A 21529-nucleotide genomic window follows, 5' to 3' on the forward strand; every position below is an offset into this window, starting at 1 on the left:
GTAATCACGTTCAATTCTACTTGATTTCTGCAGCTTTTCCAAATTAAAAATTCTTTATAATTCAATATATTGAGTCTGTAAACGCAAAATTCCGAATTTAGCAAATATTTCGAAATTAAAGCAGCAAAAAAAAGGCCCCATCCGAAGATGGAGCTTGCCTCTGTACGGATCAACCTTTATAGTGAGTAGAAACGGGTTTTGTCAGGCATATTACTGTTGTATTCGGTTTTGATTTCATTGCGGTATGAGCGTTCTACCTTTTTAACAAAATGAAGGCGGGAAACCTGCTTCATCGTTTCTTCCACGCGATCCGCGTACGTATACATAACCACGTAATGCAGCTTTTTGGATATATAATGAATGCTGCCGAACCGTTCCAGTTGTTTGGCAGCCGCTTTCAAATCGTTTACCCATACGATAAACCCGGACCGTTGTGTCAACATCGTCTTACCTTCCTTCGAGAAATTAATTCTAGAAACTTATATGTGCGGAGGGATCGTCATTGAACGTTTCGAACGCTGTCGTCCATGTTTTGAGAGGTCCCGTCGTGGAGAGCAAACACAACGGGCATATCGCCGTTGTCGACTGGCAAGGCCGGCTGCTGGCTCATCTGGGCCAATATACCCACCTTACTTTCGCCCGTTCGACAGCCAAACCGCTGCAGTCGATTCCTGTTGTCGAATCGGGAGCGGCGGCCCGGACCGGCATGACGCAGCCGGAAATCGCCCTGATGTGCGCGTCGCACAGCGGCGAGCCGGATCATACGGAAGCGGCCCGCTCGATCTTGGCCAAATCGGGGCTCACCCCGGACAGCCTGAGCTGCGGGGTTCATGAGCCGTGGCACCGCCCCACGGCCGAAGCGATGCGGCTGCGCGGCGAGAAGCCGACGGCGCTGCACAACAACTGCTCCGGCAAGCATGCCGGAATGCTTGCGTTGGCCGCCTGCCGCGGGGACTCGGTCGCCGGTTATATCCGGCCCGAGCACCCCGTCCAGCGGCGCATGCGCGAGACAGTGGCCGATATGTGCGGCCTCTCTTCCGAAGAGCTCGCCGTCGGCATCGACGGCTGCGGCGTTCCCGTATTCGGCATGCCGCTATGGCGTCTTGCTTATGCGTTCGCGCGGCTCGGCCGGCCTGATAGCCTTGGCCCGACAAGGGCCGAGGCGGCTGCCGCGATTGTGGCTGCGATTCGCGCGTACCCACGCTATATTGCCGGAACCGGCCGCTTCGATACGCAGCTGATCGAAGCGACTCGCGGCCGCATCGTCGGCAAGATGGGGGCCGAAGGCGTCTTCGCGCTGACCGTCCCGGACCTTGGCATCGGTGTGGCTGTCAAAATCGAAGACGGAGCCGAACGGGCGCTGTACCCGACCGTCGTGGAAACGCTCTTTCAACTCGGTCTGTTGGACGAAGCGGAACAAAAACGCTTACAATCGTTTCGTACCCCGGCCAACACAAATTGGCAAGGGATGCAGGTCGGCGGGCTGCTGCCGGTGTTTCAGCTTCACCGGCAGGAGTAATGCCCGGCGACCGCCGGCGGCCGGCAATTAACCGCAATTGCCGCTGCAGCTTCCTCCGCTGCTGCAGCCGCCGCCGGTGATCAGCTTGTTGCTCGGCACCTTGATCGAATCGGATACGGAACCGGCGATCATGCCGGATATCGTATAAAGCAGATCGTCCAAAGCTTCCTCCGCTTGCTTGAAACGGTTTACCGCCTCAATGCGGTCAAGCTCATCCTGGACGGCTTTTACCTGTTCCAGCGCCTCGTGGTAATTCGGGTGGTAATGCCCGAACCGCTGCGTTTCTTCGAACAGCTCTTTCTTTTTGGCGAACAGCTTGACCAGAGATTGCACTTCCGGATCGCTTTCGACCTTTTGCTTCCAGTATAAATAATCCGCAACTTCGGCGGAACGATTGATCATATCCGCCACTTCGTAGGCCTGCAGCAATACGGCAGACATGTCCAAAGTGGCTGCTTCCATCACTGCCACGGTAAGCACACCGCCCTTCCTTTACAAGTGTTACTCTTCTACTATATCACATTCTTCCGGGCGATGGCGTATTATTATTTATCATTTATGCCAGGGACGATCAGTTTCATCTCGTCCCACTGCTCTGGTGCAAGCGTCAGCTCCCGGCCTTCCGGCGCATCGCTTCCGTCGCCGCCGACGGTCCCGTACAACAACCACGTGCCTCTCGTTTCCTGGATATGGCGCGGGATCAGCAGCGTGTCGCCGTTTTCCCTTCGCAGCTGCAGCGCCGTTTTCCACTCTATCGCTTTCTGGACGAGCTCCTTTCTGGTCGTCGGATGATACGAGCGGTAATCTTTCCACCACATGACCGGAATGTCCTGGAAGCTCGGGTACAAATCGCGGATGTCCGGAAGCTGGGGGGCCGGCTTGAAATATGCGGCCGGATCGCTGTGCAGCAGCAAGCCTTGACGGCCGCGGCTGTCCCGGGGGGCGTCGGATCGGCCGCTTCCCTCGTTCGCCGCTTCCTCGCGGCGCTCGGGCTGCCCCGGTCCTTTCACCGTCTTGGCCGGCAAGTAACCTGCATCCTTCAGCCATTTGTGCAGCCCGTCCGGATTGTCCGCCGATACCAGAAAATCACGAGGAGAAATTTTCTCCAGCACAAAACGCGCCGAATGCGGATGCGTTTCCAGTTCGCCGGCCGTCGCCTCGTCCCGGCAGCGCAGCAAAGTGACCTGCTCCAGCCGCACCTTGCCGTATTCGCTTCCCCACTCTTCGAGCGCGAGGCGAACGTTATCGGGTACGCCATACATCGCTTCGGCAGTTAAAAATTCGATGATGTCCCGAGCCGTCCGCCCTTGTTCCAGGGCGTAAATGATGCTTTCTTTCGTTAGTTTATACACCGCGGCATGGTCGTCCGTCTGCAGCTCCCCGATGCATTCGAGCTCCCAACGTACCGCATATGTTTCCGCCGGCGGGGCGACGATTTCGAAATCGGGCTGCACGTACAGCGTCGGATTATGAGCGGACGGCTTACCGGTATCGGAAAACTCCGGCAAACCATAGCGACCGACGCTCCCCGGATGTTTGTCATCACCCGCTATCGGCTTAGTCGGCCAATATACTTCGCCCTCATCCGTTACTTCGAGAAAGCCTAAGCTGACACACGGGCGGACCCAAACGCGCATCCATTCATTCCAGGCGTCCGCCACCTTGCCTTCATCTTTTTCAATATCGCGATGCACCATCCACCGTTTGATTTCATCCAGCGACAGCTTCTCCCGTTCCTTTTTTTGCTCCAAGGCAAAAATAAAATGGCTGAACAACACGGTCCCCCTCGACGTTACCGGTTTCCACCACCGGTAAAGCCGCCCGTTTTGCTCAGCCGCGGATAAGCCGATCCACCTCTTGACCTGATCCGGGCATAGGCTGTAACGGCCATCCACAGCTTCTATCAATCCGAAACGCAGAGCGGCGTCCAGTACGAGAGCGAGCGACGGGGCATACTGGTCCGCAAACGTATAAGCAAAACCGGCCTCGCCCAATCCGTCATCCGACAATCGAAGCCGCTCGCCGAGCTTTTGCAGATGCTTCTTATGGATCATACCTTTTTGAGTTAATGTCACTTCGTGTTTGGCTATATAAACGAGCAGCGAAAAGAGCGCATGGCCGATCCCCGGACGCGGAGCGGCCGCCTGCGCGAGCGCACCGCCTGATGATTCGGACGGGCCGAGCAGCAGCTGCTGACATAACCCCATCGTATCTTCCGGCAGCGCGTAGACGTGCTCCCCCCATGATTTGAGCATGCCGGCTACGAGCCCTTTGCGCAGCAGCAGCACAAAACCGACCTTCGCCTGCGCTCCGGTCAGCGCGGGAGCGCAGCATTTTTCCAGCTCGCTCCAAGTGAAAGGGTCGCTGCCGATTCGTTTGACGATGGCTTCCAGCACCCGCCGTTCGAATCGTGACATCGCGTGATAGACGGCCTCCAGCAAGTCGGGCGACGTATATATTTCCTCCAGCGTATGGCCCCGCTTCAGCCATACGGACAGCGCTTCGTTCGCCTCTATGGCGCGGCGCAGCGAATCGGGCATCTGCTCCAGCATGTCGCTTGCATTCATACCGAAAGCTCCTCCTTCCCAAGGTTCAATTCGACCTTTTCCACCCGGTACTTGTACCCCTGCTCGACCAGGAACAGCTGCCGGTTCATTGCAAACTGCTCCTCCTTCGTATCGCCGGAAACGACCGTATAGAAGAAAGCTTCATTGCGATCGGCCTTCGGCCGCAATATTCTGCCGAGCCGCTGCGCCTCCTCCTGGCGCGAACCGTAGCTGCCCGATACCTGGATGGCCAGGCTCGCGTCCGGCAGGTCGACGGCAAAATTCGCGACCTTGGATACGACCAAGGTTTGCAGTTCTCCGCTGCGGTAGCGGGCGTACAGCTGCTCCCGCTCCTCATGCGGGATTTCACCGCAAATGAGCGGAGCGCCGATCTCGGCCGAAATGAGCTTAAGCTGATCCAAATATTGGCCGATGATGATCGTTTGCTCCTGCGGATGCTTGTTCAGCAGCTTTTTCACGATCTCCAACTTGGCCGGGTTTTCCGAGGCGATGCGCATCTTCTGTTTTGCCTCGGCATGGACATAAGCTTTGCGCAGCGTTTCATCCATCGGCACGCGGATTTCCACGCATTCGACCGCCGCGATCCAGCCTTTCGTCTCCAGCTCCTTCCACGGCATTTCGTAACGTTTGGGCCCGACGAGTGAAAAGACATCCTCCTCGCGCCCGTCTTCGCGGACGAGCGTCGCCGTGAGCCCGAGCCGGCGTGTCGCCTGAATGCCTGCGGTAACGCGAAATACGGGGGCGGGAAGCAAATGCACCTCGTCGTATACGATAAGCCCCCAATCCCTTTTGCGGAACAGATCCATATGAACAAATTCGTCATCCGAAGATTTGCGATACGTCAAAATTTGATACGTGGCGATCGTGATCGGCCGGACCTCCCGCTTGTCGCCGCAGTATTCCCCGACCATATCCTCCGTGACGTCGGTTTTTTCCAAAATCTCTTTTTTCCACTGCCGTACGCTTGTCATATTGGTTGTCAAAATGAGCGTCGCACAGTTCAGCTTGCCCATCGCGGCTATGCCGATAACCGTTTTCCCTGCGCCGCAGGGCAATACAAGCACGCCGCTGCCCCCGTGATAGCTGCCTTCCTTGTAAAACGATTCGACCGCCGAACGTTGGTAATCTCGAAGCCGGAAAGGCTTGCCAGCATCGGTCTCCTCCTTCAGGTTGATCGGCAGCTGCTCGCCCGGATGGTATCCGGCCACATCCTCCACCGGAAGCCCGAGCTTGATCAGCTCCTGCTTGAGAATACCCCGATAAACGGGTGAGAACCGCAGCGTTTTGTCGTCCACCTGGCACAATCCGTAAGATTTTAACGATTTGTAGCGAACCATCTCCTTGATGACGTCTAGATCGTCGGATACGAGCACCAAATCTTCGCCGACGCTTTCCATGCGCACCACTCCGTAACGGTCGACAAATCGCCGGATCTCTTCCCGGATGTGGGCGGGCACACCGAACTTCGCGTTCGCATCGAGAAATTCGAGAATTTCTTCGCAGATCATCCCCGACGCCGCGGCATTCCACAGCGAGATCGATGACATCCGGTACGTGTGCAAATGCTCCGGCGACTTGACCAGATCGGCGAACCGGGCCAGCATGCCGCGGGTTTCATCAAACTTGGGATGCCGCGTTTCCAGCAATATCGAAAAATCGCTCTGCACAATCAGCGGCTTCTCCGGGTTGTAAGACATGATCGCATCCTCCACAATAACAGTTATTTACTAGTATGAAAGGAACGGCGCATCTTTAAACATCTTCTTTACTTCAAGGCGGGCGGATCCTACAATGGTAAAGGAATGATAAGCGCATGGAGGATTTGGCATGAAAAAATGGATTTTTTGCTTGGCGCTGTTATGGCTCGTCGGTTGTTCGGCCGGTTCGGGCGCGGCGGGAGACGCTTTCGTCTCGGAAATACTTAAGGTTTACCCCGAGTTAAAAAACCACAAGTATACGACTGCGGAAGTCAAGCGAGTGGTGGACGGTGATACGTTTGAGACCAAAAACGGGGAAAAGGTGAGGTTGATCGGAGTGAACACACCGGAAACGGTAAAGCCGAACAGCCCTGTCGAAAAATTCGGCAAAGAAGCGAGTGACTTCACCAAGAAGCAGTTGACCGGCAAAACCGTCTATATGTTCAAGGATACGGGCGATACGGATAAATACGGCAGATTGCTGCGTTACGTGTTCCTCCAAGGAGAAACGACGATGTTTAACGAAGTGCTGGTCAGGGAAGGCTACGCGAATACGATGTCCGTTCCGCCGAACGTGATGTTTCAGGACAAATTCGTCAAGCTCGAGCGCGAGGCGCGAAGCGGCAAAAAAGGGCTTTGGGGGGCTACACCGTAGAATCATTGCCCCTTAACAGGATGATAAAGCGTCCCAATGGGGGGATGAAACATACGAGCGTCGGCAATCCCACCAACGGAGGGGGACTCCGGACTTCCGTAGCCGGCTTTGCTCCGCAAAGCCCTTAAGGCGCTCGGGCACAATGTTGTCAGGTCAAGCCGGGCCATAGCGGACCTGTGGTTCGCTAAGTGTGTCAATTTTGGATATTTTCGAGAATTAGCGGAACTCAGATGCTCTATTTATCTGTTTCCCCACTACTCAAGTCATTTTTCACCGATTTAGCGCATCTCAGTTCCTCTATTTTTTCAATGTGCCCATTTATCCGAAAATAGCGAACGTAAGTTCCGCTATTATTTAGCGAATAGCGAGATAAAAGTTCCTATGTCGTTAGGTATGTCAGGTTTGGGCTCACGATCCGTGCGGAATGCGTTAACTGGCCCTGGACTGCCCGAATGGTGTATATCTGACAAGGATTTTTTTACCTTTCGGATAAACATCCTCTGCCTGACACGCTGTACTTTTGAGCGGATGCAGGAGTCGGTACGTGCCTCTTGCCCGCGTTTGTCCGGCAAGTTTCGGCTGACGCCGAATTTGTGCCCGACACGCATACGACGGGTGGTCGGTTCTCCTATCGACAATTTCCCTAATACGGTCAAAAGCCTTGGATCCCTTTGGGAACCAAGGCTTTTTTGAATCGTTTAGTGAGTACCTGCGACATCCATGTCTACTTTTTTCACTTCTTTTTGGAAGGTCGAATTTTTGATGCGCTCCTGCAGCTTTTCGTAGTACAGGTCTTCGTTGATCGGCAGGTCGACCCAGTTGTCAATCCATGTGGACAGATGAATTGCGTTGGAGATCGTCAGCCCCTTGATGCCTTCTTCTCCCGGAGCGAGCAGCTTGGCGCCTTTCAGGATCGCGTCGACGAAGTTTTGCGTAATGCCGAGATGCTGGGACCCTTCCGATTTGGCAATCGGAATTTCACATTTCCAGCATTCCGGAGATCCGAAGCCGCCTTTGTAAGTCGCGTTGAACTCGGATTCCGGCACGCGCAGACGGTAAAACGTCATTTGGCCTTCTTCGATCGTAATTTTGCCGCGGTCTCCCGACACCTCGAAGCGGTTCGTTCCCGGAGCTTCGCCGGTTGTCGTGATGAACACGCCCGTGGCGCCGTTTTCGTATTCGACATAAGCGGTCACGTCGTCTTCCACCTCGATGTTGCGCCATTTGCCGAAATGGCAGAACGCCCGGACACGCTTCGGCATAAGACCGGTCGTCCACTGCCACAAGTCGAGCTGATGCGGGTCCTGGTTGATCAGCACGCCGCCGCCTTCTCCAGCCCACGTTGCGCGCCAGCCGCCGGAATCGTAGTAGCTTTGCGAGCGATACCAGTTCGTAATGATCCAGTTCGTGCGGCGAATTTCCCCGAGCTCGCCGGAGGAAATCAGATCGCGCAGCTTCTGATACAGCGGATTTGTGCGCTGGTTATACATGATGCCGAACACTTTATCCGACTTGGCGGCCGCTTCGTTCATTTCGCGCACCTGCTTCGTGTAAACCCCGGCCGGTTTTTCCACAAGCACATGATAGCCATGCTGGAAACCTTCGATCGCAAGCGGAGGATGATCGTAGTGCGGAGTTGCGATAAGAACGGCATCAAACGCGCGCGACGCCCAAAACTTTTCCAGATTATCGAAAAGCTGAATTTGATCGCCGTAATTTTCCTTAACCCACTCCAAACGGGAAGCGTCTGTGTCGCAAATCGCCGTCAACACGCCGCCTTTAACTTCATTGTTCATCAAATACTTCGTATGGCCTTTGCCCATGTTGCCGATACCGATAATACCGATTCTTACCTGGCTCATGTTTTGTACCATCCTCCCTAAAGCTGGATTCTAACAAATTTGTCCCTTAGAAAACGCTTCCTAATCCATTATATGATGCACACGTGTTCAAGACAATCTAATCTTATCACAGCGATTACCGCGGCTCTTTATTTTCATTAACCAATCGGTCCGCGTATTTGACTATCATTGTTGTTTTTTCATTTGTTTGCGAAACTGCTCGGGCGTACACCCAACCTGAGCTTTGAACATACGGCTGAAGTGGGCCAAATGCTTGAATCCGACCTGGTAACACGCCTCCGTTACGGACATCTCCTTGTTCATTAAAAACAAGATTTTCGCTTGGTTGATCCGCAGCTGATACAGGTAATCGAAAATCGTTACGCCTGTTACATCCTTGAAAATTTTCGACAAATAATATTTGCTTAAGTGCATATGCCGCTCGAGTTGCTCCATGTGCAAATCTTCATTATAGTGGCTTTCGACAAAAGAAATGATATTTTGCACGTGTTTTTCTTTGTCGGACGGAAATTCCGGCCGTTCTTCCAAAGGCTTTTGGCAGTATTGATAGATGAAATAAAGCAAATCGATGAAAGCGAGCCGAAAACGATTAAATTCGATCGTCTCCTTCGGCGGATTCCACCGGTCCATTCGCGCAAGTATCTCTTCCAGCTCCGTTTTATCTTCACCCCTCAGCTGAATGCGGTAATTCCGCAAATCCTGAAAAGGTTTTAAAATGTTTACGGTGTGGGACATTTCCAAAAACGGCTGCACGTAAGCCGGATCAAAATGAATGATCGATCGGTGATATTCGGTTTCCGTGTCGACATTCGCGCAATGCAGCGTCATGCCGTTCATGATGATCAAGTCGCCCGGTGAAAGAACGTAAATTTTATCACCGATCAAATAGTTGCATCTGCCGCCATGAAAATAATAAATCTCATAAACGTTATGAGAATGAAATACGCCTTGAATCGGTTTGCGGTTGCTGTACGACATATGAAACGGATTGGTCGGAAGCGTTGCGAGTTCCATGAATCCATCTCCTTTAAATTTACCGGGCATTCTACATATCATCATATAGGAATTTTGATGTGAAGTCATCCCCCATACGGCGCCCCCCTAAACAAGATGACAGAGCGTCACAATAAGATATGAAAATGTTCGAGCGGTTCACGGTTTAAACTCTGTTTAAACCGTGAATTCTTTTTACTACACAGTGCAGGTAAGTCGCCGGGATTTTGAGTGTACGACCTCGCCCCCTAAACTGACTTACCACACCCTGAGAACAAATCTTTGTCGCCACGAGCACACCCATCAAATTTCGGTCTGGGAGGGTGTTGGTAGCCTGTGTAGAAAGGATGATCTATTTGGATGCGATTCGTACTTGCTGCGCCGGCCTCGATGTTCATCAGGCCAACGTTGTTGTTTGCTTGTTAAAAGGCCCTCTTCATCAAAAGCCGACGAAAGTGATTCGGGAGTTTTCTACGGTACTCTCCGGCCTGCTCGAACTAGCCGACTGGCTCACTGAAGAAGGATGCACAGAGATCGCCATGGAAAGCACCGGCATCTTCTGGCAACCTGTTTACAATGTACTTGAAGCTTCTTGCACCATCACTCTGGCCAACGCTGCCCATATTAAAGCCATCAAAGGCCGTAAAACCGATATGAAAGATGCCCAATGGATCGCAGAACTTCATCGGTGCGATTTAATCCGCGGCAGCTTTGTGCCTCCTGTGGAAATCCGCGAATTGCGAGATTTGACGAGATACCGCAAAAAACTCGTTGGGCACGCTACCGCCGAAAGAAACCGCATCTTGAAGGTTCTCGAGATGGCTAACATTAAGCTCTCCACCTTTATGAGCGATGTTTTTGGCGTTTCCGGCCGTCTCATGCTTCAAGCTCTTGTGAATGGCGAAGTTATTGAACCCGCGCAAATCGCCGATCTTGCCAAAGCCTCTCTGCGCTCCAAGATTCCGCAACTCGTTTCTGCTCTCAATGGTCGCGTCACCAAACACCATCGTTCCATGATCGCTAGATCGCTCAAACATCTCGAATTTCTCGAACAATCCATCGCTGAGTTAGAGGCCGACATGGAAGTATACTTCGCACCGTATCAGCGGCAATTAGAGCTATTGGATAGTATTCCTGGTGTTGGCGAGCATACCGCCAAGATCATCTTGGCTGAACTGGGAACGGATATGTCTGTATTTCCCACGGAGATGCACCTATCTTCTTGGGCAGGGCTTAGTCCGGGCAATAATGAGAGTGCCGGTAAAAAAAAAGTACTACCATAACCAAAGGCGATAAAATTCTTAAGTCTGCTCTCACAGAAGCAGCCTGGGCCGCCAGCAACACGAAATCCTACTTAGGTGCAAAGTTCTGGTCCATTACAAGTCGGCGCGGGAAAAACAAGGCTGTCATTGCGATCGCCCATAAGATTCTAGTCATTGCGTACCACATCCTATTGAAGAACGAACCGTACAAAGAACTTGGTGCGGACTATTTAGAGAAACGACGAAGCATTTCCAAGGAAGAGCTAATGATTCGTAGGCTACAAAAATTAGGTTACTCGATACAAAAAGTAGACGAACTTCCCTCAACCAGTTAGGCTCTTTTAAAAAATATTCATTATGGGGACCGGGCATCCTATTGCCTTTTTTCGGCTTTTGACCTCATTTCAATCCATTTTCTCTTCGAAGTGACCTCGAGCTAAACGTTATTTTCCCATCAAATCCCCCCACCGGGGGGACCCCAGGCTTCCGAAGCTGGCTTTGCTCCGCAAAGCCCTCAAGGCGCTCGGCCACCCTGGACCCGCCCGCAGGGAGTGACTGCTCGCTTCTAATTCGCGTTTGTCGGGGAGTAGGCTTTTTACCTTCGGGTAAAACGCCTACTCCCCGACACGCATATCTTTCGGAGTGCAGACGTTGGAAGTTCATACGTGCCTTAGGCCCGCGTTTGTCCGGTACGTATTCGGCTGTCGCCAAAATTGTACCGGATACGCTTCGCTACCAGCGGAAAGCAACATAGCACATCAAAAAAACCGCCCCCCTAGGTGGAGAACGGCTTGACTGGATGAAACCGGATTATTTCATGGTAACGGCTTGCTTGTCGCTTTTGTCCTGCTCGGAAATTTTGCTGAGCGCTTCACCGGCTTCGTCTTCGAAAATGTTGCGAACGGCCAAATCGCCGATCGACACGACGCCGACGAGTTTTCCGTTTTCGCAAACCGGCAGACGACGGATTTGGTGCTGGGCCATCATTTTAGCGGCTTCGTCCACCGTCGTTTCCGGAGAGGCGCAAACCGTTTCGTGGCTCATCACCTGCTCTACCGAAGCGGAACCTTCCCTTTTCTCGGCGTAACCGCGCAGTACAAGGTCACGGTCCGTGACACAGCCGATCAATTTGTTGTTGTCGTCGACGACAGGTATAAAGCCGGTGTCTTCCTGCTTCATCTTTACGGCAATTTCGTATACGTTATCCTTGAGCGTTACTGTGGCGCAGTCCGTCGTCATGATTTCCTTTAACATTTTGGACATTGGAAATCCTCCTTCTCGAGTTTTAAAAAGCGGCAGAGGCTATCCCCGCGCTTCTTCTAGATTTCCCCGAGAAGGACGGCCGCATGCGGACATACGTTTAGCACATATCGGATTCGTTCATATAATCAAGCGCCATGCCGATCAGCAGCTTGGCCGCATGGCTCATCGCTTCCTCATCGATATCGAAGCGCGGATGGTGATGCGGGTATTCCGCTTGCTTGCCGGCGTTCCCCGCACCTACGAACATAAAGCACCCGGGTTTATGCTGCAAATAATAAGAAAAATCTTCTCCGGCCATAATCAGCGGGCTTTCCGAGATGGCGTCCTTGCCGAGCAGCTGCGTTCCGACCTTGAAAAAGCGGCGCGCCTCCGCGTCGTGGTTGATGAGCGGCGGATACCCGTACTTATAGTCGAGCTCATAAGAGGCGCCGAACATCGAACATGTTGACGCTACGATCCGCTCCATCCGTTCCTTGACAGCTTCTCTAAGATCGGGGTTAAACGTCCTGACCGTGCCGATCAGCCTTGTCGTTTCGGCGATGACGTTAAAGCTGGTCCCCCCGTGAAACGATCCGACCGATACAACGCAAGCCTCGGTAGGATCTGCCGTACGGCTGACGATCGTCTGCAGGTTTACGACAAGATGGGAGGCGATGACGATGCTGTCGATCGTTTGATGCGGCAAACCGCCGTGGCCTCCCTTTCCTTTAATATCGATCACGAACTCATCCGCCGCGGCCATAAACGGTCCCGGCCTCGTCGCTGCGGTTCCGACGGGAAACGGGGTCCACAGATGAACGCCGTAAACGGCGTCGACACCGTCCAGCGCCCCGTCGCGAATCATCGGAAGCGCACCTCCGGGACTGACCTCTTCGGCAGGTTGGAACAAAAACACCACGTTGCCCGGGATTTGCTCCCTGATCTGCGACAATGTCCGGGCTACTCCGAGCAGTGTTGACGTATGCGCGTCATGACCGCAGGCATGCATAACCCCCGGATTTTTCGAGGCGTATTCGCACGACTTTTCATCCTGAATCGGCAGCGCGTCAATGTCGGCTCGCAAAGCTACGGTCGGACCGGGCCTGCCCCCCTGAAGGAAGCCGACGACGCCGTGGCCGCCTATCCCTGTTTTCACATCGATTCCCCATTGCCCAAGCCTGGCTGCGATAAACCCGGCCGTCTCCGCTTCCTGAAACGAAAGCTCGGGATGCTCGTGCAAATACCGGCGCCATTCCACCATTTGCGGAAAATTTTTTTGTATCGCTTGAACGAGTTCGTCCATCGCTTTCAACCTCCGGAGCCTTCCTGACATCAAGAATGCTAATTTCTCTTATTTTAGCAAAATGGGCTGACCGTTTCATCCCGGTGTCACATATATTTCATATTTTCGTGCGGCGCAAAGCTTTGCATGAGGGTTGCACAAGTTAGGGAAACATACTATCATGAATAAAGATATGGGGTACATAACGACTGAAAACATTAGGAGGTCTTTCCGTGATTATTGAAAATAGCGGTTTAAAAGGAATCAAAAGCGACCTGGCCCATCTGGACAAAGCGACCGAAAAACTCGGCTTCGTCCGTTGGCAGTGGGAATATTACCGCGCTACTTACGACTTGAAAATTGAAGATAAAACGACTTCCAACGATTATTTTTTAAGAGTAAACGTTCGTGTCGAATCGGGAAAACTGGAGTCGCCGTACGCCATTCTCTATGTCGAAGACGTATACATCGGACGCGCTACGTTCCCGCACGGACTCGATTACGCATCTCCTATTCCGGATCAAGTCATGAAAACGGCGCAGCACAAGCTGGCTGAACTGAAAAAAGCGTTAACCGAATAAACGGGGATTTCGCATGAGCCCTCCGCGCAGAGGAACACCCGATTTCCTGCTGTTGTTTTTAGCCTTTACGTTGGTTTGTTTCGGTCTCGCGATGGTGTTCAGCGCCAGCATGGCATACGAAAAAAACGATCCATGGTACCTTACGGTCAGACAAGCCATGTTCATCGCGATCGGCACGGTCGGCATGTTTTTTTGCATGAATGTCCATTATACCAAGTTTAAAAAATGGGTTGTCCCTTTTTTTGTCGCCGTCGTCATCATGCTGCTGGCGGTTCCGGTCGTCGGAAAGGAAGTCAACGGCGCGAAGAGCTGGTTTTACATTGGCTCCTTCGGCATCCAGCCGTCCGAATTCGCCAAGCTGGCGGTGATCGTTTATCTCGCATCGCTCATCAGCAAAAAAGAAGAGAAAATCCGCGACTTTCAAAAGGGCCTTATGCCGGCCCTGATAATTTTGGCATTTGTCGCCGGGCTGATTATGATGCAGCCGGACCTCGGATCGACGATGATTTTGCTGATGGGGGCGGGAATCGTTATTATCGTCGGCGGAGCGAATTTGAAACATATTTTCATGCTCAGCGCCGCCGGCGGCGCTTTTCTCAGCTTATTCGTAACCATTTACCTGCTTACTTCCAAAGAACACAGCTACCGGGTCGACCGGTTTACGTCGTTTCTGGATCCGTGGGCCGATCCGCTTGATAAAGGTTATCATCTGATACAATCTCTATATGCCTTCGGCCACGGCGGCATTACCGGAGCAGGGTTCGGACAAAGCATCCAAAAGCTGCACTACTTGCCCGCGGCGCACAACGATTTTATTTTTTCCATTATAGGGGAAGAGCTTGGCTTTATCGGAAGCTCCCTGTTTCTCCTCGTCTACCTGCTTTTTCTGTGGAGAGGGCTTCTCATTGCACTGCGCTGCAAAGAAACGTTCGGCACGCTGACCGGCGTAGGTATCGTAGGGATGATCGGCATCCAGGCGATCATCAATATCGGCGGGGTTACCGGCAGCATTCCGCTGACAGGCGTCACACTTCCGCTCATCAGCTATGGCGGCTCGTCGATGATCATCACGCTCGTCAGCCTCGGCGTCCTGCTGAGCATTTCACGGGATCATAACAAACCTGAAAAAGAAACAACAAAAAGAGCCTGATTTCGATCAAGGCTCTCTTTCATTTTCATTGAAGCTATTATTTAACGCGCTGCGGGTCTTCCAGTGCAAGCTCCTCTTCTTTAAAGGCCACGCCTTCCACCTTCACGTTTACTTCCACCACCGTCAATCCGGTCATATTCTCCACCGCTTCACGGACGTTTTCCTGCAAATGACGGCAAACTTCCTGTATCTTGCTTCCGTAATTGACAATGACCCTCAGGTCAATAGCCGCTTCCACCTGTCCCACTTCGACAGAAACACCTTTTTGCACGTTTTTGCCGCTCAGTCGTTTGGCAAGACCTTCCGAAATACCGCCCGACATTGCAGCCACCCCGGGAGTCTCCAGCGCTGCCAGACCAGCGATTGTAGATACGACATCATCGGAAATGCGGATAAGTCCTGGTTCTAATTGTTCGGACATGGGATCAACTCCTTCATGGGTTATACCCCTATTGTAATGTGTTGGCAAACGGAACGCAAGGACGCTCATGATTACTTCCTTATAAAGCTTTCACCGCGCCGCCGTCGACATAAAATACGGAACCGGTCATATAGCTGTTCAGCGGAGAAAGCAGAAAAGCCGATATTGCGGCAAGCTCCGCAGGTTCTCCATACCGGCCGAGCGGGATATCCTTGCGCAGATGTTCGCGAAGCTGCTCGACCGATATGCCTTCCCTGGCCGCGCGTGCGGAATCGAGCTCGTCCAGCCGATCCGTCATGATTCGCCCCGGACATACCGTGTTCAGCAGTATGCGGTCTTCCGCAAGTTCACCGGCCAGCGTCTTCATGAGACCCAAAACGCCGGTTCGAAATACGTTGGACAAGACGAGCCCGGGAAGAGGCGTTTTTACCGAAGTCGAGGCGATTGTCACGACATTGCCTCCGTTTTCCTTCATCAGCGGATAAAACCCTCTCACAAGCCTTACGACGCTCATCAGCGTCGTTTGGAACGCCTTTTCCCACGCCTCGTCATCGAACGACAGGAAGCTGCCGGCCGGAGGTCCCCCTGCGTTGCAAACGAGCGCATCTACGCGGCCGAAAGCTTCGGAGGCCGTATCCACAAGACGCGAAATATGATCTTTGTCGCTCACATCGGCGGCGACGGCGATCACTTCGACGCGGTGCTTGCTGCGGATGAGCTCGGCCACTTCTTCGATGCGGCTCAGCTCTCTGCTGCACAGGAGCAGGTTTGCCCCCTCCTCCGCAAGCTGCTCGGCGACAGCCCGGCCCAGTCCTTTGCTTGATGCGGTAACGACCGCATGTTTTCCTTTCAGCTTTAAATCCATACTCGTCATCCTTTCGTTTACTTTGCCAGCATTTCCCTGTATATTAAAAAGGGTTTATTATCATGCCAAATGGAAATGGTAAGATATACTATATCACAAGAGGTGTTTGCATTGAAACTGAACGGCTTTACCATCGGACTTGCCGCCAGCTTTATTTTGAGCGCGGTTGCCCATTATGTGGGGAGTCCCGTATTTTCGACTACTTTGCAATTCGTCATTTCCTGCGTAGCTATCGTTTTCGTTGCCGGTTTCCTCGGCAAAGCGACCGAAAGCGTGGCCCACTATGCAGGGGAACGCTTGGGCGGATTTCTCAACGCCACCTTCGGCAACGCCGCCGAGCTGATTATCGCGATATTTCTCGTCAAGGACGGGCTGTTTACGATCGTCAAAGCCAGCTTGACCGGCGCAATCATCGGCAACCTGCTGCTTGTGCTCGGACTCAGCTTGTTTCTTGGCGGCTTGAAATACAAGGAACAGAAGTTTAATCAAAACTTGGCCAGCTACAACGCGTCGCTCATGCTGCTCGGCTGCATCGCCCTGTTCGTCCCCGCCATCTTCGCAGGCAGCCTGACCACAGGCGAAAAAGGCAACTTCAGCATGGTCGTTTCCATCCTGCTGATCGCCGCTTATTTGCTGTGGCTGTATTTCTCCATGGTCACGCACAAAAACGAACTGGCGGACGAAGTGATCGAGCATGGCGAAGCCGCCTGGTCCAAAAGCACATCCGTGCTGTTTCTGGTGCTCGCTACGGCGATGGTCGCCTTCGAAAGCGAATGGCTCGTCAGCACCGTGGAATCGTTCAGCCATCAGTTCGGGCTGTCGGAGCTGTTCATGGGCGCCTTCCTGATCGCGATCATCGGCAACGCCGCCGAGCACAGCGCCGCGATCCTGATGGCGCGGAAAAACCGTATCGGTGCCGCCGTCGAAATCGCGGTCGGCAGCAGCCTGCAAATCTCGCTGTTCGTCGCACCCGTGCTCGTCCTCGTCAGCTTCCTGTTCGGCAACCCGATGAATCTCGTCTTCTCGACCTTCGAAGTCGCGGCGATCGGTGTCGCGGTCGTGATCGCGAAATCGATCTCGCAGGACGGTCGGACCAACTGGTACGAAGGTCTTTTGCTGCTTGTGGTCTACGTCATTTTAGGCGTCGCTTTTTATTTGGTGTAGTCGTGTAATTGACCTCGCATCCGAATCGGAAAAAAAGAGTAACCTTCGCGAAGAAAGGTTACTCAGATTGTTGACAAAGCCCCGGTTTTTCGGGGCTTTTGTAGGATCATTTTTTGAATTTAGCCCTAAAAATAGAAGATCGCCTCTTATCCGGCCCTTTTAGCCAGGATATTGGCGATCTTTTTAATGTTTTGACATAGTGCAGTCAGTAATGCTTGCTGCTGCACTTTGTTTCGGCCGCGGAACCGGCAGTAGCGAAGCCCATGGAGCTCTTTGGCATCCGCGAAGCTTCGCTCAATCGTCTGGTATCGTAAGCGGTAGAGATATTTGCCGGACTTGCTTCTACCGTTTTGTTTTACCCACTCTTTACTATCCTGCCATACATGCCTGGTGATGACTTTTTGGTGATTCCGGGACCGGGTACATTCTTTGAGCATGGGGCAGTTCGCACAATGATTCGGATCCGACTTATACTGTCTGTAGCCTTCGCGATCCGTTGTCGTATATTTCAATTCGTGTTTTTGTGGACATATATACACATTGTTCTCCGCATCATACTTAAATCGCCACTTAGCCATTAATCCTTTAACTGGGGTAAAGGCTCTACCTCCGATGACCGCGTATATTTTCTTGTCTTGAAGCTTTTTGCAAATGTGCGACGTGAAGTAACCTGCATCCAGTGCGACGGCTTCCAGTGTTTTTTCGAATTTAAACTTCTTGATGATATGTTCCAAACGCTCTATGTAAGGGACAGAATCGTGAACATTGCCGGCAGTGACGTGGACATCCATGATGATGTTGTATTTGTGGTCGACGGTCCGATGATCGAGATAGAAAAAGCCTTCCGGCTTACCGTCCCGCACCATATAACCGCTCTCCGGATCGGTTGTGCTTACCTTCGTTAGTTTGGTTTCTTCCACCTCCTCTCGTGGCTTTAAAGCTTTTTTCCATGAGCCTCGCGATCGGCACGAATTGCTTCGTCCAGTTCTTCCATGTAGGCCTTCGTACTCTTGGTTACTTCCTCTTGAACAAACTTTCGTTTATTCGCATTGGCCTTAAGATGAGTTGAGTCGGTGATAAGTACCCGACCGGCAACGAGACGATGTTGAATAGCAAGCAGAACGACCCGGTCGAAGATTTGTTGAAGTACATCGCCTTCTTGAAGACGTTCACGAAAGTAGCTAAGGGTGCTATGATCCGGCACGCGATCCTTGAGCCCAAGCCCCAGAAACCATCGATAAGCATTATTAGAGAAAACCTCTCTTTCCAACCGTCGTTCGGAGCGAATGCCGTCAAGATACCCGATCAATAGCATCTTGAAAAGCATGATGGGATCTGCCGAGGGACGTCCATTATCCTCGCAGTAATAAGGACGGACTAAGTCGAGAATAAAGGAAAAGTCGATATGCTTATGTACTTTACGAAGAGGATGATCTGGATGAACCAGTTCCTCGATACACACCAATTCATATTCATTTTGGACATTCGGATTAGAGCGAAGCATAGGATCCACCGCCTTAAGAGTATATTTACATTATAACATATTAACGCGGTAATTTGTTAAAGATATTGAACGAAAAAGTAGCCTGTTGGGTTTTTCAACAGGCTGAGTAACCTTCGCGAAGAAAGGTTACTCTTTTTTTGTATTCATAGCTTCATACAGCTGGGCCAAATTACGCTCCAGCTTCATCAATATTTGCTTGCCGGCCGGTTCCGATATCAGCTCCGCCCGAATCGCAAAATCAATTTCCCTGGACAATCCGTACATTTGTGTATCGAGCACTTCCTCATAAAGAGGACATTTGCGGGTCGTCAAGTTTTCCATTTGCACTTCGATCAGCTTTTCTATTTTATTGGCATCTTCCTGGAGAAGATTTAACGCTTTTTGAGATAACGTGAGCATCAGATCGGATGACGACATCAAACTTCCCCCCTATGTAAAAAAGAATCGTCTATCTTCTACCCACTATATTAGACGAAATTCATTCAATTCACAAGAGAAAAGCATCCCCATTATCCGAGGATGCTTGCCAAATCGCGATTAATCTTGAATGCTGTTGATTTTCAGGTTATGCTTGGCGAATACTTCAGCCATCGCTTTCTTCGCCTCTTCGGCATCAGGACCGTGCACATGCAGATCGTATTGGCCTGTCGTCAGCAGCGTCGTGAACAAGCCCAAGATGCTTTTCACGTCGATATACTTGTTATCGTATTGAAGTACGATGGAAGATCTGAACTTATTCGCGGTTTGGGAAATCTCTACGATTGCGGCATTATTAGCATTAGCCATATACGTCCCTCCAACATTTTCCAATCAGGCAAAAATGCCTTTTGGTAATATGATACCTTGGAAAGCGTTAACATGCAATAACATTTTAGAAAATGATCCACTTCCCCGATTCTTGCAAAATGAGCGGTTATTTTAAATTTTCCGGGTTCAGCCCAAGCAGCTCCGGAATGACGAAACGGCCGTCTTTACGGATCAGCACGTCGTCGAAGTAAATTTCCCCGCCCCCGAACTCCGGGCGTTGGATGAGCACAAGGTCCCAATGCACGGACGAACGGTTGCCGTTATCCGCCGCTTCATAAGCTTGCCCCGGCGTAAAATGCAGGCTGCCGTCGATTTTTTCGTCGAACAGCGTGTCCTTCATCGGGTATAAAATATACGGGTTGAACCCGATGCTGAATTCTCCGATATAACGGGCCCCTTCGTCGGCATCCAGCACCTCGTTGAGTCGCGCCGTATCGTTGCTCGTCGCCTCGACGATTTTGCCGTTCTCGAAGCGGAACTTGATATTCTCGAACGTAAACCCGGACTGCATCGAAGGCGTATTGTACGTGATCGTGCCGTTCACGGAGTCGCGGACCGGCGCCGAGTACACCTCTCCGTCCGGAATGTTGCGGCGGCCGCAGCATTTGACCGATCCGATCCCTTTGATCGAAAACGTAAGGTCCGTGCCGGGAGAGACGATGCGCACCTTGTCCGTCCGATTCATCAACTGCTGCAGCGGGTCCATCGCCCGGGACATTTTCGCATAATCGAGATTGCATACGTCAAAGTAAAAGTTTTCGAACTTGTCCGTGCTCATGTTCGCCAGCTGCGCCATCGAAGCGTTCGGATAACGCAGAACGACCCAGCGCGTATGTTTCACCCTTTGCTCCAAATGAACCGGCTGGCGGTAATATTTATTGTACAGCTTCATCTGGGCTTCCGGCACGTCGGACATGTCGCTGGCGTTTTCGCCGGCACGGATAGCGACGTAACAGTGCATCTTTTTCATCCGCTGCATATCCGTCTCGGCCCACTCCTGAATATGCTCGGCGGTCGCGGATGTCAAAATGCTGCCGAGCACGGTGCGGTCGACCAGTTCCACATACGGACGTCCTCCGCGGGCGTAAACCTCCTCCACCAAACAACGGACGATCTCCCGTTCCGAGCCGATCATTTCGATCAGCACGTTTTCCCCCGGCTGCACGTCGAGCGAGTAGCCGACGATCCCCCGGGCCAGCTGCTGCAATCGCGGATCCCTCAAATTTTCCGCCTCCTTCTGCGGTTATTTTTTCCCGAATAACTTTTTCTTGAAAAAGCTGCCGATGTAGACAAGCGCGATAAGAACTGCAAGCAAAATGAGCAGACGGTCTTTGTTTTGCCGAAAATGAAGCAGGTCGTGGCCGATGTAAGACTCCAGCAAAATCATCGGAAACTTGCCGACAATCGTACCCAAAATGAAGTTTCTTGCCGACACCTTCATGACTCCCGCGCCCAAATTGATCGCGAATGAAGGCAGCACCGGAATGATTCGGCTGATCGCGATGTAAACAAACCCGCTCCGCTCCAGCTTTTTGTTGAATTCCGATATAAAACTGTACTTTTCCAGCTTTCGTTCCACCCAATCGGACGCAAAATACCGTGCGATGAAGAAGGCGGTGATCGCTCCAAGACAAGACATTACCCAGTTGATGAGAAAACCTTCCCACAAGCCGAACAGGATGACGTTGGCGCCGGCTACGACGACAAACGGCACAAACGGAACGACGGTCTGCACATAGACAAGTGCGATTCCAAGCGCCTTGCCGACCGTGCCCATGTCCTTCAGAACATCGCTCAGATGCTGAATGTTCATGTGGGTCAGCCTGACGCCGTGGCGCGTGTAAAACAGCTCGTACACCGCAAACCCGATGAGCAGAGCCGCCAATATGTACAAACCCGCTTTTACAGATTTATGTTTGAAAAAAGAAATCAATGACTCCCCTCCCTGCCTGCACCCC

At 52.1% G+C, this 21529-nt stretch carries 21 protein-coding genes; 6 read left to right on the forward strand and 15 right to left on the reverse strand.

The genetic code is table 11. The features are described from left to right. Positions 1 to 176: 176 nt before the first annotated feature. On the reverse strand, positions 177 to 443 hold the full coding sequence (locus MYS68_RS14145; RefSeq protein WP_248926463.1) for a YlbG family protein: 267 nt from the start codon (positions 441 to 443) through the stop codon (positions 177 to 179). A 59-nt stretch (positions 444 to 502) separates the two neighbouring features. Between MYS68_RS14145 and MYS68_RS14150 the strand changes: the two genes are divergently transcribed. Continuing rightward, positions 503 to 1519, forward strand: coding sequence for an asparaginase (locus tag MYS68_RS14150; protein WP_248926464.1), 1017 nt, complete (start codon positions 503 to 505; stop codon positions 1517 to 1519). 27 nt (positions 1520 to 1546) lie between these two features. Here the strand turns inward: MYS68_RS14150 and MYS68_RS14155 are convergent, their stop codons facing one another. From MYS68_RS14155 to MYS68_RS14165, 3 genes are all read right to left on the reverse strand, one after another. Next, positions 1547 to 1990, reverse strand: coding sequence for a YlbF/YmcA family competence regulator (locus MYS68_RS14155; RefSeq protein ID WP_248930909.1), 444 nt, complete (start codon positions 1988 to 1990; stop codon positions 1547 to 1549). Between the two features lie 74 nt (positions 1991 to 2064). Continuing rightward, positions 2065 to 4086, reverse strand: coding sequence for a helicase-associated domain-containing protein (locus MYS68_RS14160; RefSeq protein WP_248926465.1), 2022 nt, complete (start codon positions 4084 to 4086; stop codon positions 2065 to 2067). Further along, positions 4083 to 5783, reverse strand: coding sequence for a DNA repair helicase XPB (locus MYS68_RS14165; RefSeq protein ID WP_248926466.1), 1701 nt, complete (start codon positions 5781 to 5783; stop codon positions 4083 to 4085). The genes MYS68_RS14160 and MYS68_RS14165 overlap by 4 nt, the downstream gene beginning before the upstream one ends. Positions 5784 to 5913: 130 nt before the next feature. Here MYS68_RS14165 and MYS68_RS14170 point away from each other — a divergent pair, with 130 nt between their 5' ends. Then, positions 5914 to 6438 carry a thermonuclease family protein gene (locus MYS68_RS14170; protein ID WP_248926467.1) on the forward strand — a complete coding sequence of 175 codons (525 nt, stop codon included), beginning with the start codon at positions 5914 to 5916 and terminating at the stop codon, positions 6436 to 6438. Between the two features lie 698 nt (positions 6439 to 7136). On the opposite strand, the gene MYS68_RS14175 is transcribed toward MYS68_RS14170, so the two are convergent. Together MYS68_RS14175 and MYS68_RS14180 are read right to left on the reverse strand one after the other, a co-directional pair. Then, entirely contained in the window at positions 7137 to 8300 is a 1164-nt protein-coding gene (locus MYS68_RS14175) for a Gfo/Idh/MocA family protein (RefSeq protein WP_248926468.1), read from the reverse strand. A gap of 165 nt (positions 8301 to 8465) precedes the next feature. After that, positions 8466 to 9314, reverse strand: a complete 849-nt coding sequence (locus MYS68_RS14180) for an AraC family transcriptional regulator (RefSeq protein ID WP_248926469.1) — start codon at positions 9312 to 9314, stop codon at positions 8466 to 8468. A gap of 335 nt (positions 9315 to 9649) precedes the next feature. Here MYS68_RS14180 and MYS68_RS14185 point away from each other — a divergent pair, with 335 nt between their 5' ends. After that, the gene (locus MYS68_RS14185; RefSeq protein ID WP_248925012.1) at positions 9650 to 10576 is read left to right on the forward strand and encodes an IS110 family RNA-guided transposase; all 927 of its coding nucleotides are present in this window, start codon (positions 9650 to 9652) and stop codon (positions 10574 to 10576) included. Positions 10577 to 11365: 789 nt separating this feature from the next. On the opposite strand, the gene MYS68_RS14190 is transcribed toward MYS68_RS14185, so the two are convergent. Both MYS68_RS14190 and MYS68_RS14195 read right to left on the reverse strand, forming a co-directional pair. Beyond that, positions 11366 to 11818 (reverse strand): CBS domain-containing protein, encoded by a 453-nt coding sequence (locus MYS68_RS14190; RefSeq protein WP_248926470.1) that lies wholly within the window; start codon positions 11816 to 11818, stop codon positions 11366 to 11368. A gap of 97 nt (positions 11819 to 11915) precedes the next feature. Then, a complete protein-coding gene (locus MYS68_RS14195) occupies positions 11916 to 13100 on the reverse strand; it encodes a M20 metallopeptidase family protein (RefSeq protein ID WP_248926471.1) in 1185 nt (394 codons plus the stop codon). Positions 13101 to 13312: 212 nt separating this feature from the next. On the opposite strand from MYS68_RS14195, the gene MYS68_RS14200 reads away from it, so the two are divergent. Then, positions 13313 to 13660, forward strand: a complete 348-nt coding sequence (locus tag MYS68_RS14200) for a YugN family protein (protein WP_248926472.1) — start codon at positions 13313 to 13315, stop codon at positions 13658 to 13660. A gap of 13 nt (positions 13661 to 13673) precedes the next feature. Beyond that, positions 13674 to 14810 (forward strand): putative lipid II flippase FtsW, encoded by a 1137-nt coding sequence (gene ftsW / locus MYS68_RS14205; protein ID WP_248926473.1) that lies wholly within the window; start codon positions 13674 to 13676, stop codon positions 14808 to 14810. A gap of 37 nt (positions 14811 to 14847) precedes the next feature. On the opposite strand, the gene MYS68_RS14210 is transcribed toward ftsW, so the two are convergent. Continuing rightward, positions 14848 to 15231: an Asp23/Gls24 family envelope stress response protein gene (locus MYS68_RS14210; RefSeq protein ID WP_248926474.1), complete on the reverse strand. Its 384-nt coding sequence runs from the start codon at positions 15229 to 15231 to the stop codon at positions 14848 to 14850. 79 nt (positions 15232 to 15310) lie between these two features. Further along, positions 15311 to 16096, reverse strand: coding sequence for an SDR family oxidoreductase (locus MYS68_RS14215; protein WP_248926475.1), 786 nt, complete (start codon positions 16094 to 16096; stop codon positions 15311 to 15313). A 75-nt stretch (positions 16097 to 16171) separates the two neighbouring features. Between MYS68_RS14215 and cax the strand changes: the two genes are divergently transcribed. Continuing rightward, complete coding sequence (cax, locus tag MYS68_RS14220; RefSeq protein ID WP_420852222.1) at positions 16172 to 17260, forward strand: calcium/proton exchanger; 1089 nt, start codon at positions 16172 to 16174, stop codon at positions 17258 to 17260. A gap of 146 nt (positions 17261 to 17406) precedes the next feature. Here the strand turns inward: cax and MYS68_RS14225 are convergent. The 5 genes from MYS68_RS14225 to MYS68_RS14245 form a co-directional block, all read right to left on the reverse strand. Then, positions 17407 to 18764 (reverse strand): IS1182 family transposase gene (locus tag MYS68_RS14225; RefSeq protein ID WP_248924449.1). Its coding sequence is split into 2 segments (ribosomal slippage): positions 17407 to 18200 and positions 18200 to 18764, totalling 1359 coding nucleotides; the frame shifts between segments, so codons are not numbered across the junction. Between the two features lie 126 nt (positions 18765 to 18890). Next, positions 18891 to 19181, reverse strand: a complete 291-nt coding sequence (locus tag MYS68_RS14230) for an Fpa/YlaN family protein (protein ID WP_248926477.1) — start codon at positions 19179 to 19181, stop codon at positions 18891 to 18893. A 120-nt stretch (positions 19182 to 19301) separates the two neighbouring features. Beyond that, positions 19302 to 19550, reverse strand: a complete 249-nt coding sequence (locus MYS68_RS14235; RefSeq protein WP_248926478.1) for an HPr family phosphocarrier protein — start codon at positions 19548 to 19550, stop codon at positions 19302 to 19304. Positions 19551 to 19677: 127 nt separating this feature from the next. Further along, positions 19678 to 20793, reverse strand: a complete 1116-nt coding sequence (locus MYS68_RS14240) for an aminopeptidase (RefSeq protein WP_248926479.1) — start codon at positions 20791 to 20793, stop codon at positions 19678 to 19680. A 21-nt stretch (positions 20794 to 20814) separates the two neighbouring features. Then, entirely contained in the window at positions 20815 to 21504 is a 690-nt protein-coding gene (locus tag MYS68_RS14245) for a TVP38/TMEM64 family protein (RefSeq protein WP_248926480.1), read from the reverse strand. Positions 21505 to 21529 lie beyond the last annotated feature (25 nt).

Source organism: Paenibacillus hamazuiensis (assembly GCF_023276405.1).
Taxonomy (GTDB): Bacteria; Bacillota; Bacilli; order Paenibacillales; family NBRC-103111; genus Paenibacillus_AF; species Paenibacillus_AF hamazuiensis.